Annotated in this window: 10 protein-coding genes and 2 pseudogenes; 4 read left to right on the top strand and 8 right to left on the bottom strand. The window is 33.7% G+C overall.

The window, feature by feature from the left end:
- Window positions 1-31: 31 nt before the first annotated feature.
- Window positions 32-259 (bottom strand): annotated as a pseudogene (locus tag Xish_RS12235) (transposase); the annotation flags it as partial.
- 577 nt (window positions 260-836) lie between these two features.
- On the opposite strand from Xish_RS12235, the gene Xish_RS12230 reads away from it, so the two are divergent.
- A complete protein-coding gene (locus Xish_RS12230; RefSeq protein WP_099118099.1) occupies window positions 837-2780 on the top strand; it encodes a hypothetical protein in 1944 nt (647 codons plus the stop codon).
- Between the two features lie 238 nt (window positions 2781-3018).
- Entirely contained in the window at window positions 3019-4629 is a 1611-nt protein-coding gene (locus Xish_RS12225) for a hypothetical protein (RefSeq protein ID WP_099118098.1), read from the top strand.
- A gap of 120 nt (window positions 4630-4749) precedes the next feature.
- On the opposite strand, the gene tnpA is transcribed toward Xish_RS12225, so the two are convergent.
- The gene (gene tnpA, locus Xish_RS12220) at window positions 4750-5205 is read right to left on the bottom strand and encodes an IS200/IS605 family transposase (protein ID WP_099118097.1); all 456 of its coding nucleotides are present in this window, start codon (window positions 5203-5205) and stop codon (window positions 4750-4752) included.
- A gap of 474 nt (window positions 5206-5679) precedes the next feature.
- Here tnpA and Xish_RS12215 point away from each other — a divergent pair, with 474 nt between their 5' ends.
- A complete protein-coding gene (locus Xish_RS12215) occupies window positions 5680-7626 on the top strand; it encodes a hypothetical protein (protein ID WP_099118096.1) in 1947 nt (648 codons plus the stop codon).
- Between the two features lie 292 nt (window positions 7627-7918).
- Window positions 7919-9424, top strand: a complete 1506-nt coding sequence (locus Xish_RS12210; RefSeq protein ID WP_099118095.1) for a hypothetical protein — start codon at window positions 7919-7921, stop codon at window positions 9422-9424.
- A 138-nt stretch (window positions 9425-9562) separates the two neighbouring features.
- Here the strand turns inward: Xish_RS12210 and tadA are convergent, their stop codons facing one another.
- From tadA to Xish_RS12180, 6 genes and pseudogenes are all read right to left on the bottom strand, one after another.
- On the bottom strand, window positions 9563-10057 hold the full coding sequence (gene tadA, locus Xish_RS12205) for a tRNA adenosine(34) deaminase TadA (protein WP_099118094.1): 495 nt from the start codon (window positions 10055-10057) through the stop codon (window positions 9563-9565).
- A 48-nt stretch (window positions 10058-10105) separates the two neighbouring features.
- Window positions 10106-10759, bottom strand: coding sequence for an HD domain-containing protein (locus Xish_RS12200; RefSeq protein ID WP_099118093.1), 654 nt, complete (start codon window positions 10757-10759; stop codon window positions 10106-10108).
- A 146-nt stretch (window positions 10760-10905) separates the two neighbouring features.
- Window positions 10906-11727 carry a DNA-3-methyladenine glycosylase 2 gene (locus Xish_RS12195; protein WP_341865758.1) on the bottom strand — a complete coding sequence of 274 codons (822 nt, stop codon included), beginning with the start codon at window positions 11725-11727 and terminating at the stop codon, window positions 10906-10908.
- A 170-nt stretch (window positions 11728-11897) separates the two neighbouring features.
- On the bottom strand, window positions 11898-12545 hold the full coding sequence (locus Xish_RS12190) for a hypothetical protein (protein ID WP_099118091.1): 648 nt from the start codon (window positions 12543-12545) through the stop codon (window positions 11898-11900).
- Between the two features lie 167 nt (window positions 12546-12712).
- Window positions 12713-12874 (bottom strand): helix-turn-helix domain-containing protein, encoded by a 162-nt coding sequence (locus tag Xish_RS18990; RefSeq protein WP_244186019.1) that lies wholly within the window; start codon window positions 12872-12874, stop codon window positions 12713-12715.
- Window positions 12875-12926: 52 nt separating this feature from the next.
- A pseudogene (locus Xish_RS12180) lies at window positions 12927-13335 on the bottom strand (transposase); the annotation flags it as partial.
- Window positions 13336-13431: the final 96 nt, after the last annotated feature.

Genomic DNA, 13431 nt, shown 5'->3' with positions numbered 1-13431 from the left:
TTCCTTTCCATTGATTTTTTTGAAGCTGCATTTAAAAAAACTTAACTCTTTTGATCAGCATCCACATATATTGGCAACAATGGTTCCGTGTGACGGTTTCATGCAATGATTGCCATAGCTACTCTATTTTATTCAGCCAAGGAGAATAAACCGGAAGAAATAACAATCTTACTGTCAGGTTTTGCTTCAGCCATTCCTTGACCAGCCGACTTTTATGAATGCTGTAATTATCCAAAATAATGGTCAGCGTTTTTGCATGACGATGACATTTTTATAGGCTAGGCATACCTCCCAAGCTTTTTCAGATAAGCAAGTTTCTGATCCCACCAATATTTATAGTTTATAGTTTATAGTTTATAGTTTATAGTTTATAGTTTATAGTTTATAGTTTATAGTTTATAGTTTATATAATGAATTCGGTAATTTATATAAATGGGGGGATATTCGGTGATACATCAGGAATGGATAAAAATAAAGCCACTATTGTAGTGTAAGACACCCGTTCTGCTAGTCGAAGTAAATACAGAATTTATGATTTTAACAAAAATACCTTGAAAACAATTACTTACAGGTAATTGTTTTATCTTATCAAGGTAAGATAATATAAAACGAAACAAGGCTTATAAAATATAATAAAATCTTGCCAATGAAAAAAATTATCAACTGATAACTTTTTTTCATTGGTTTTTTATTTTTTATACGACTATGTTGAGCATCAAAGTTGAAATGATTACATAACAAGTAATTTTAAAATTATTTTCATGTAGTAAGTTTTTTTAACGGAATAAAATTAATACAATCTATTAGTAGTAATAATAATAATTCGAGGTGATAAAATGACGGCTAATACTCATATGGATATTTCACTTAAACCGACTGATGATTTATTTATAGGTCAGCAAAGGGAATTTACAGTAACATTAATATCGGATACAGGTATTGATACTGATAAGTCTATAACAGTAAAAAAAGTCAGTAAAAATATAAAATTTGATCAAGATGTTAGTAATCCGATTAAACTTGTTTATGGGGATAAAAGTCTCACTGCAACTGCCGATTTGAGTTTTACGGTGCTTGAGACGGTAGGAAACAACCCAGTATATGATGGTGATAATATTACATTTGAAATAGATACTGATGCAACATCGAATGGAACTGAATTTAATAAAGTGCCTTTCTCAGGCAAAGCTAAGACAGTAAATAATAATAAAATGGAGATTTCAATTAATCAGAAAGCAGATTTAGTGATAGGCCAGAGGGTGAGTTTTACAGTAACATTAAGTGCAGATCAACTTATTTTACCAGACAAACATGTTACTATAAAAAATGCCAGTAAAAATATAAAATTTGATCAGGATATTAATAATCCTATTGCACTTATTTACACAGACGGTTATAAAAAAGCATCTTCCCAATTAAATTTTACTGTGGAAGATCCAAGTGGCGGAACAGTACAAGATGGTTCTGAGATTAAGTTTGAAGTTCATACTGACGCAGCGACTATTGAAGGTGATTTCAACTTTATAGGATTTATAGGCAAGGCGAATGAAATTGATGTTGGCTCGTTAGCTCTTTTTGTTGAACACCCTATCCTACAGATGCAATTAGATGGAAGTCAAAAAAAATACACACCAGTACATGCAACGTTAAAAAATAAAAACACACAGAAATCATTAAAATATACTCCTGTATTTATCACGTCACAACAGCATAATAAAATGGAAGAATTTACCTTTAAGGATGCTGAAAATAACAATATTATTGTCATTGAAAAAGCAGGGCCGAATAAAGGAATTATTATCACTTCAAATGAAAATGGAGTAATAAAATTTAATCTCCATCTTAAAACTTCACTCGTAAGTGTACTTAATTTATCTACTGTTATTTTAAGTAATATAATTAATATTTCGGTCGCAGCTAAGAAAGCAATTTATGCTATTAATTATAAAGCACCGGGTTATCTTAATTCTATAGGTATGCCAAGTATTGAGGGTAATACCCCTGAAGGATTAACAGCACATACTACAGACCCTAATTTCCTAACATCAATAAGTAGCTATGATGGAGTAGAAAATGGTGATATCGTTTTATTTTTTGTTAACGGAAATTATAGTGGGCAGTTTATAACTATCATAGATCAAAAGAAACAGTTAGATAATTATAGTATAGCACTTCCTTATGCCATTTTTAAACAAGGTGAAACATCTGAATTTTCTTATACCGCAGTCAAATTGAATGGCGATGCATTTTATTCTGAACCAATACCAGTAACTTATTTAGGTGGTATTCCTTACGAAGCTAACCAGAATGTTAGTAGAAATTATGAACATTGTTTAGTTCATACCAGTATTGGTGTTGGCCCTGATAATATTATCCCAACTTATAATGGTGTTGCTTATGCCAGCATTATGCAATATCCCGGCCATAAACATAATGGATTATTTATTGAAATTGTTCGTTCTAATATTCAGAATCCTGCTTTAACAGTAAATCCAGTTCCATTAAGTGTAACGGATTTTACTTTAAATATGTATATAGATTCACCGAATAGAAATGTAATGTTAACTTACTACACACCAATTACATTGGATAACATTGGTAGTGATGGTAACAAAGATTCTATTTTCTTCCAGATTCCTTATAAGGATTTGGCTGGTGTAGAATATGGAGGGCTTAGTTTTGATTATCAATTTTACCTAGATGAAAAATTACAGTATGGTGTAGTTTGGAATGGATCTATTGATACCTATGCTGCTCCAGAAGGCGTAAAAAATCACTGATAGTTCAAACTATATAATAATATACTTATTTTAATTCTTATACTTTATAAATTATATATTCCGCATCTACATGTAAATTTTAATTCATTTTAAATATAAAGAAAAATTATAAATAAGGTGCGGAATGCTAGATTAATATTTACTGTATTAATAACTCTAGAAAAAATGAAATAATACGTTTATTTGCATTACTAATGTTTGTCTGTATTTAATATAAATTAAAACATGAGGCGGTAGAATGATAAATAACAGAATGGAAATTTCAATTAATACCAAAGCTGATTTAGTGATATACCAAAGCGTGAGCTTTACAGTAACATTAAGTTCAGATCAATCTATTTTAATGGATAAAACGGTTACCATAAAAAATACAAGTAAAAATATAAGATTAGATCAAAAAAATCCTATCCCCCTTATTTATACAGACGGTAATAAAAAAGCATCTGCCCAATTAAGTTTTACTGTAGAAAATCCAAGTGGTGCGCCTATACAAGATGGTTCTAATATTATATTTGAGATTCATACTGATGCAACGACTAGTGAAGGTGATTTCAATATTGTAAAATTTGCGGGTAAGGCGAATGAAATTGATTTAAATTCATTGACACTTTTTGTTGAACAACCTTTCTTACAAATGCCGCTAGATGGCGAAAAACCGAAATATACGTCAATATATACGATTTTGAAAAATAAAAACACCCAAAAAGTATTGGTAGGAACACCAATATTTATTACATCACAACAGCATAATAAAATGGACGAGTTTAGTTTTAAAGATGAAACTAACACAGTTCCTCTCTTTCTTGAAAAAGTAGGCCATACTGAAGGATTAACTATCACATCGAATAATAACGGGTTAGTGAAATTTTATCTGTACCCTAAAACAACACTAGTAAGTGTAGTTAGTTTATGGAGTTATATTTTAAGTGATGTAGTTAATATTAGAAGTGAAGCTAATAAATTGATTTATATAATTAACTATAGTGAACCAACTTTTTTAAACTCTATAGGTACACCCGATATTTTGGGTTATAGCCCTAGCGGTATATATGCAAATTCAGGACTATCATATTTCATGATATCTATAAGTAGTTATAATCAAGCCTCACCAGGTGACATGATTTTATTTTTCGTTAAAGATTTGGATACTAAAACTACTAATTTTACTGGTTACTCTGCGGTTATTGAAGATCCAAAGAGTCAATTAGATAAATATAGTATAACATTGCCATATTCAATTTTTAAACAACAAGCTAAACCATATGAATTCTCTTATATTGTAGTTAAAAAAGGAGGTGATGCTTTATACTCTGAAACCTTACCAGTCACTTATTTAGGTGGCGTTCCTTATGAACCTATTACAGGTGTTAAAAGAGAATTTGCACCTTGTATAGTTCATGCCAGCATTGGTGCTGGGCCAGATGACATATTACAACCTGATTGGGGTAATTATATTAATTATGACGCCATAATGAGATATCCTGGATATAAATACAATGGATTATTTATTGAGATTATACGTTCTAATAATATTAGTCCTAATGCAGAGACAAATCCCGTCCCATTAGATATAACAGATATTACTCTGACAATGTATATCAATTCAGACAATAACAGTTTCCAAAAATCTTACACTAAACAAATACTCTTATCTCAAATTGGCGGTACTGGCAATGGTAATCCTGACTCTATTTTTTTCCATGTTCCTTACGATGATATCTCTGGTATAGAAGGTCATGGTTATATATATTTTGACTATCAGTTCTATCAAAATCAATTATTGAAACATAGTGTAACATGGACTTCAAATATTGAAACAACCGCAGGCCCTGGTGAAACAGGTAATTAATTAATCATAACCACCCGTATAACGGGTGGTTTGCTCTTGCCCTATAAGGGCTTGTTACCGACTGCGCCTAAATGACGCTGCTTTCTCTTCGTTCAAGCTAAGTGTCTTTGCTGCTTTGGCCTACCCCTTGAAGGGGTCTACATGCTCTTTACTACTCAATTTATCCGAGATTAAATCCGACTTTTCTTGCTCTCTGATATACTTTTGAATTGTCGCTTCATTTAGCCCTACCGTACTGACATAGAACCCTTCCGCCCAAAACTTTCTGTTGCCAAATTTATATTTTAAATTGGCGTGTCTATCAAAGATCATCAACGAACTTTTACCCTTCAAATATCCCATAAAGCTTGAAACGCTTAGCTTTGGTGGAATACTCACCAACATATGAACATGATCTGGCATGAGATGACCTTCGATTATTTCCACACCTTTATACTTACAAAGGTCTCTGAGGATCTCTCCCACACTTGAACGAATATTATTAAAAATCACTTTCCGTCTATATTTCGGCGAAAAGACGATATGGTATTTACACAGCCACTTTGTATGCGCTGAGCTTTGTGCTTTAATGCCCATAAACACCTTTCCTTATTTGAGTTACGAGTATTAGCTTGAACATCTATATCGTAGCGGAAAGGTGTTTTTCTTGGTATAACCTTTGAACTCCACCCGCAAAGCGGGTGGTTTTATGTTTAAGACGCTAACGCGACTTAAACTGGCTAAAGCCATAACAAAACATCATAACCACCCGTATAACGGGTGGTTATGATGTTGCCTTGATAAGATAATATAAAACGAAACAAGGCTTATAAAATATAATAAAATCTTGCCAATGAAAAAAATTATCAACTGATAACTTTTTTTCATTGGTTTTTTATTTTTTATACGACTATGTTGAGCATCAAAGTTGAAATGGTTACATAACAGGTAATATTAAATTTATTTTAAATATAGTAATTTTATTTTTAATAACCATTTCCATAGTAAATTTTTTAAACGGAATGAAATTAATATAATCTATTAATCGTAATAATAATCCGAGGTGATAAAATGACGGCTAATACTCATATGGATATTTCACTTAAACCGGCTGATGATTTATTTATAAGTCAGCAAAGGGAATTTACAGTAACATTAATATCGGATACAGGTATTGATACTGATAAGTCTATAACAGTAAAAAAAGTCAGTAAAAATATAAAATTTGATCAAGATGTTAGTAATCCTATTAAACTTGTTTATGGGGATAAAAGTCTCACTGCAACTGCCGATTTGAGTTTTACGGTGCTTGAGACGGTAGGAAACAACCCAGTACATGATGGTGATAATATTACATTTGAAATAGATACTGATGCAACATCGAGTGGAATTATATTTAATAACGTGAATTTCACAGGCAAAGCTAAGGCCATGAATAATAAAATGGAGATTTCAATTAATCAGAAAGCAGATTTAGTGATAGGCCAGAGTGTGAGTTTTACAGTAACATTAAGTTCAGATCAACTTATTTTACCAGACAAACATGTTACCATAAAAAACGCAAATATAAAATTTGATCAAGATATTAATAATCCTATTAATCTTAGTTACATAGACGGTCATAAAAAAGCATTTGCCCAATTAAGTTTTACTGTGGAAGATCCAAGTGGTACGCCTATACAAGATGGTTCTCAAATTATATTTGAGATTCATACTGATGCAGCGACTAGTGAAGGTGACTTCAACTTTATAGGGTTTATAGGCAAGGCGAATGAAATTGATGTTGGCTCGTTAGCTCTTTTTGTTGAGAAGCCTTATTTGCAAACACCGCTTATCAGTAATAGCAAACCATTAGAGAATAATTTCACGCCAGTATACACGACTTTGAAAAGTAAATCTGGGAAAAAATTAGTTGGTACGCCTATATTTATTACATCCGTAGCTGCACATAAAATGAACGAGTTTAATTTTAAGGATGCTGGCAATATTGATATTATTCCTGAAAAGATTGGACCTAATGATGGGATAATGCTCACTTCAGATGGTGATGGCTTAGTTAAGTTTTATCTACATCCTAAACTAGCATTGGTAGGTACAGTTGAGTTAAAGGCTATTATTCTGGATAACATTGAATCTTTGGCTAAGAAAATAATCTATATAGTTAATTATATTGAACCAGGTTATATGAATTCTATAGGAACACCTGATATTTTTGGTTATGATCCCAGTGGTATATATGCAAATTCAGGACTACCATACTTTATGACATCAGTAAGTAGTTACGATACAGTATCACCAGGTGATACAATTTTATTTTTTGTTAAAGATTTACAGGCCAATAACCTTAAGTTTACTGGTCATAAGCTGCTTATTTCGAATCCTAAAAAACAGTTAGATCAGTATAATATAAAAATTCCTTATTCAATATTTGAACAACAATCTAAACCATATGAATTTTCTTATTCTGTAGTTAAACCAACAGGGGATACCTTATATTCTGAAACACTACCAGTCACTTATTTAGGTGGTGTATTCTATGAACCTGAGCCAGAAGTTAAGAGAAGCTATGATATGTGCATAGTTCATCCCAGCATTGGTGTTGACCCCAATATTGCTATACCACCTGTTAACAGTATTGGTTATGATAACATTATGAAATATCCTGGGTACACCTATAATGGATTATTTATTGAGATTATACGCTCTCAAGGTAATGATTCTAAAGCGAAATTGAATCCAGTTCCATTAGATATAACAGATATTACTCTAAACATGTATATTAATTCAGATAATAAAAATTTCACTAAATCTTATACCAAACAGATTGATTTAAAAGAAATAGGTGGCCCAGGTAATAAAAACTCTATTTACTTTCATATTCCTTATGATGATATTATCGGTATTAATTGGAGGGGTAATATCAGTTTTGACTATCAATTTTTTAAAGATGAAATTATTCAGTATAGTGCTGTTTGGGACGGATATATTGGTACTACACCACCCCCTGGTTCTAATTAATTGAAATATAAAGCAAGCATAATGTAATTTTATAAAAAAATTAACAAAAATGGCCTTGTATTCTAGTGAGTAACTGAACATAAGATAGTTCCTTATTCCTCATATATCGAGGAGTAAGGGAGTGTTTGGTAGTTTTATAAATTTAATTATATCCTTTAGTTTATATACATATTAGACATTGAATTAAATAGCTTTGGTAAGGAAGTTTATTTCCGATAGCATAAATAATTATGGGGTCTGGCCAGCACAGAAAATAAATAAAAAACATAAAATATATGAGAGGAATAAATATATGTCTAGTGATATGACTTTTTCACTGCCAGAAAAGGGTAATTTAATCATAGGGCAGAGTTTTTTGTTTACAGTGAAATTATTATCTGATGAGATCATAGATAGCAGTTCAACAATTTCATTTTTTAATAATAAAAACATTTCTATACCAACTGAAGATATTACCTTAACTCTGGAGAGTGATAATAAAAAGGCTACGGCAACAGTGACTCTTACTGTAATTAATTCTATAGCAGAAAATGAAGAGATTTATTTTAGTGTAAAAACATCATTGAATGGTGTTCAGCAAAAAACATTGCAATATATCTCAAAAGAAATTTACCCTGAGTCATTGAAATTAATCGTGGATAATGAATTCTTATCAGTACCAGCGTCATTTAATAGTTCTCAAATAGGTACTGTATCAACTAAAGTACATACAATTATCAAAGATAAAAATGGGAGTCCATTATCAGGAATTCCGATTTTTATAAAAAGCAGGATATTTGATCAGCTAGAAGAAGTATATATTTATGCTAATGATGGAAGAACTAAAATAAATATTCAAAAACTTTCTCTTTATTCTGGTTTTTCTATAAACTCAGATAATGAAGGGAAGGTGGAATTTTACATATCTCCTATTAAGCCATTACCATTAATTATTTATTTGTCTTCAATAATAAAAATACCAAGCGACTTTTCTGTTTCTGATAGCATTATTTTTATCATTATTGATGATGATGTGGGGTATGATCAACAACCACCTGAAGTGGTTACTGCTATTGACGGTAATTTAACATCGGAAGGAGAAAGAAAATTTTGGATAGATATAACGCCATGTAAAAATTATAAAATTGATGATTTCTTATTGTTTAATGTTAATAGTGAATACAAGTATTACGCTAGAGCCATTGATATAAATGGAGACAATCAATGTTTAATTAAATTGCCATACTTTATTTTTCAGGAAAATAAACCATCACAACTTTCTTATCTTATAATAAGAGGGAATGGAGATACTTTAGCTAAATCCTATCCTGTAAGTGTTACTTATCGAGGAAGACCAAATAAACCGTGGAAAGACATTGATAGAATATATGAATCCTGTAAGGTTTATTCTAGCTTCGATGTGCTTATAGAACAAGATGGCGGTATAAATAATCAAAAAATATCTAACCATACAAATAACCAAGGTGATGCGGGTTTATTTGTCACAATAACAGGAACTAATGATAATAGTGATAATACTAAAGTAAAACTTGGTTCAGAAATTATTCTGACTTTATATATTAACTCTAAAAACAAAACAGTAACTTATCCTTTTAAAAATACAATGCCATATCAACCAGATAATGAAGATGGAAAAACAGCAGTATTGAAGTTTAATATACCTTATGACCTATTAAATAATAATTTGGCATTTCCTGAACATGATGGAGAAATCTTCTTTGATTATCAGGTTGGTGATGATAATGATAGAGATGTGACATATGGTGGTATTTGGTCCGGTCATATTGTTACATTTTAAAATATAATAATGTGGAAACGATATTAAAAAAAAGAATTCAATAAAATTACTTATTGAATTCTTTATTTATACTAGTCGCGACTTGATCTGTCAGTCGAAGCCAGAGCACTCACATATAACTGACTATGGCATTTCCTGTTACTGAGCTTTCATTTTTTTCAACGCCTTATGCTGCTCCCTGCGTTGTTTAAAAAAAGCACTCAACATAGTGGAGCACTCTTCCGCCAACACACCACCGGTAATCTCAATTTGGTGATTCATGCCTGGATGACGCAAGATATCAATCAATGATCCCGCTGCTCCCGTTTTCATATCGCTGGCACCATAAACTAACCGTTGTATCCGGCTGTGTACCATCGCACCTGCGCACATGACACAAGGCTCTAAAGTGACATACAGTGTCGTATTCAACAGACGATAATTCTGCAATTGTTCCCCGCCCCGCCGTAACGCAAGAATTTCTGCATGGGCGGTGGGATCGTGGTCAGTGATTGGATGGTTAAATCCCTCAGCAATCACCTTATTATCTGCTACCAATACAGCACCAACTGGAATTTCGCCCTTTGCTTGCGCTTGCATTGCTAAATCTATTGCCCGACGCATCCAATATTCATCACTAAAATTTTCTGTCACTGCCCATTCTCTTACTTATAAAAATTTCGCCTATTATACCCAGTCCTCTCAATCCGCTACTTCAACCTGAATCTCATCAAGAAAATCATCAAGGAACATTTTCATTCGCTCAGTCCTTTCACTCGCCATTTTTCTACCTGATACAGTCTGAAATCCTGATTCAATTTTAAACAACTTAGTAAAGAAATGATCGATAGTATAAGCCTTATCATTATATTCGCGCTGCTTTGCCAGTGGATCATAAAGGTCATACAATGAAGAACCCATACGGCCAGCGGTGTAAAAACAACGCCCAACACCAATCATGCCAATAGAGTCCAGCCGATCCGCATCTTGCACAATTTTCGCTTCCAATGTTCTGGGAGATAAACCTGCTGAAAAACTATGCGCTTCAATCGCATGGCAGACAGCATTAATCTCCTTCTCGTCCCATGCCAAATCTTTCAGTATTAATGCTGCTTTTTCTGCTGCCATGCGTGAGGCAAGATGTCGGTTTGGTGCATTTTTTTCAACACTCACACAATCATGCAATAGCACAGCGACAAACACTAATCGCAAGTTACCAGATTCCGCTTCACAAATTTGTTTGGCATTTCGCCATACCCGATGAAGGTGAGCAATATCATGCGCACCATCATCACCTTCTATTGCCATAGGTAAAAGCTGTTGCGCCAAATCTTCAAACGGTGAAAAAGATAACATAACCAAAATCTCTCCTATTTCCCCAAACCAGTCCGCTGACTACACTCAAATCACCGAATCATGATGAATCCCAACTTGTAATCCATGTTCTTGCCAGCCGTCTTGCTGCTTGACGAAAAACACCTGACAAAGAAGTTGGAATGATATTAATATCCACTACTGGATTGCTGTTGCCATAAATGCGCCCCCACCAACGCTTTCCAGGGAGAAAAACCTGCCAGCCATTTTTCTGCCTGTTCCGCACTCACTTTTTCTTTTTGGCTGAGCAAATATTGGAGATTACGCCTGACGGCAACATCGCCATGTAGTGAACCATCCAGATAATTGAATCCTCGTAGCAAGGCATAATTAACTGTCCACATGCCGATGCCCTTGATAGCAAGCAAGCTATCTGTCAGCCGTTTCACCCCATTTTCTCCCTCTGGAATATTTAGCTCCAATACCCCAGAGTCAATAAGTTGGCAAACATTCAATAAGGCATTGGCTTTACCTACAGAAAAACCACACTGACGGAGATTATGCTGTGAACATTGCATCACTTGCTTATAATTAGGGTAACACAGTAACCCAGAAGAGTGCTGAATCCCCACTGCCTGAATAAAACGTCGTCTAATGGAAATTGCTGCGCTTAAGCTAATTTGTTGCCCGATTATCGCCCAATTAAGCGCTTCAAAAGGTGTCGCAGACTGATAAATGCGTAAGCCCGCTTGCCTGCTAACCAATTCCCCAATAACAGGATGATCTTGATAGATAGATTCGAATATATCAACGGGTTGTTTCAAACCAAGCATATGGGAAGCTAGCGTCGATAATGCTTGATGTTGTGAAGAGCAATCGTTACCACCATCGATATCAAGCTGTATTTTTGCCTTATTCTCTTCTATTATGATTGTCAAAAGGGCGGGTTTTTCATGCCAAATAATCCCTTTTTTAATTTTATTCTGTTTCACGATTTCAGAAACCCCCATTTCATCCCTTTGGTGGAAGGCTAAAAAATCTCTCGAGTGATAATTGTTAGGTAATATAATTTCAGTTAAACAGCTTGCTTTCATTTAGGTAGCTCCAGAAGACAAACAGAATTAAGCCCACTGTCTAACAGATTTCAAATTTGGATACAATGACAATCAACAAACCCAGTCTACAAAATAACATCATCGATTTTATATTTCATTAACTCTTCATTTAATTTTCGGATTTGATATTTGGATGGGCTTAACATTAATAAATAGATACCAATCCCCATAAGTAATATCATACTTAAAACAACCAAAAAGAAATCTAAAGCACTGCCGATAGTATTATTCAGAGTATCAACTTTAAATAGGAATACAACCAATACAACAAATGCTAACGTGAAAAAATAAGTTGAAAATATCTTTTCAAAACAATAAGAAAAATAATAAGAGGTACTAATGTTAACTTGAACTACGCCAGAATTTAAGACAGTGCATGTTTTTAATTTTTTAAGGAGATCTATATATTCCGATCCCAACCCACCTTGTTTCAACTTGATAAATATACTTCTAAATTTATCAGATTTTATTTTTGTAACATCAAACATTATCTCAGATGCAATTTCATATTTAATATAATCTTTACTCAGCTCATCTAAATAAGCATTGTATTCATTGAGATATTTTATGTATTTTATTGCCCTTCTCTCTCTGAAAACACTCACATCTGCATAAAGCTTCTTTAATACAGACAGAATAATACCAATAAAAGTCCCGATAGTTCCCAAGACCTTCACCATATCATTACCGTACTTTACGATGTATTCAAGCATGTTTTTACTCTAAAGAATTTAAAACATACTTAAGTATATACCATGATAAAAGTTGCATTTGGGGCGGCGCTTTATCATACAGGAGTTGCTGAATTTTTTCTTCCTGAATGGGGGTCAATAGGCGTTTTTCCATGAGGTGGCGACCACGTTGACCTTGCACTAGGGCCTCATTGCCCCTTTTTCCAGGCTCTGACCCAAATACAAATCGTGTTGTAGTTAATACCTAAAGCGGCGGCAATCGTCTGCCGTGAAACGCCTTCCTGATACATCCGTATCACGAGTTGTCGGTTATATTGCTGTATCTCAGGTGAGAGTTGTCGATTAGCCATATCTCATCCATAAGAAAAAGCAGGGATTTTATCACAATATCTAATCATTGGGAGCATGACCCTCAAACACCTTATGCCGGGGAATACGGAGGTTATGACACACGCGCAAACTGGTAGAATCGATAAACGTTATCCTCGAGGGTTTTTCCTTTGAGTTGAGTCAGATAACTGCACAAGGGTATCAAAACGGAAGAGACGACACTGACAAAACGGGAATAACTGAGCAAGGTGGGAAAATCGTGATGATGATATATCCAAATGTGCGCCAGATAAAAATATTTAAAATCAATGTAATAAGGCATTTTAAAGCAGATCAGGATGGTCATGATTTCACTGGGATACATGAGTCCTTGTCTGCGACGCAGGCGGTATCCGTTATCGAGACAGAACTGCGTCCATTAAGGGATAAAAAAACGACAAAAGTCGTCGACATCGCAGAAAATTTCAACTAACTTGTCCATAGCCTGTTCCCCCTCGGAGTTGTTTTCGGTGTGCACCAAAACTTTGCTCTTGGAACAGGCTTCTCGTCAATTTCTTATCCAGAATTAATAAAATGG

Origin of the sequence: Xenorhabdus ishibashii (assembly GCF_002632755.1) — a bacterium.
Lineage (GTDB): Bacteria > Pseudomonadota > Gammaproteobacteria > Enterobacterales > Enterobacteriaceae > Xenorhabdus > Xenorhabdus ishibashii.
This window is presented reverse-complemented; position numbering and strand designations above follow the sequence as displayed.

What these genes read in the sequence shown, in the direction of transcription:
- Xish_RS12230 (WP_099118099.1), top strand. Translation starts at nt 837, where the DNA reads ATGACGGCTAATACTCATATGGATATTTCACTTAAACCGACTGATGAT.
- Xish_RS12225 (WP_099118098.1), top strand. Translation starts at nt 3,019, where the DNA reads ATGATAAATAACAGAATGGAAATTTCAATTAATACCAAAGCTGATTTA.
- tnpA (WP_099118097.1), bottom strand. Translation starts at nt 5,205, where the DNA reads ATGGGCATTAAAGCACAAAGCTCAGCGCATACAAAGTGGCTGTGTAAA.
- Xish_RS12215 (WP_099118096.1), top strand. Translation starts at nt 5,680, where the DNA reads ATGACGGCTAATACTCATATGGATATTTCACTTAAACCGGCTGATGAT.
- Xish_RS12210 (WP_099118095.1), top strand. Translation starts at nt 7,919, where the DNA reads ATGTCTAGTGATATGACTTTTTCACTGCCAGAAAAGGGTAATTTAATC.
- Xish_RS12200 (WP_099118093.1), bottom strand. Translation starts at nt 10,759, where the DNA reads ATGTTATCTTTTTCACCGTTTGAAGATTTGGCGCAACAGCTTTTACCT.
- Xish_RS12195 (WP_341865758.1), bottom strand. Translation starts at nt 11,727, where the DNA reads ATGGGGGTTTCTGAAATCGTGAAACAGAATAAAATTAAAAAAGGGATT.
- Xish_RS12190 (WP_099118091.1), bottom strand. Translation starts at nt 12,545, where the DNA reads ATGCTTGAATACATCGTAAAGTACGGTAATGATATGGTGAAGGTCTTG.
- Xish_RS18990 (WP_244186019.1), bottom strand. Translation starts at nt 12,874, where the DNA reads ATGGCTAATCGACAACTCTCACCTGAGATACAGCAATATAACCGACAA.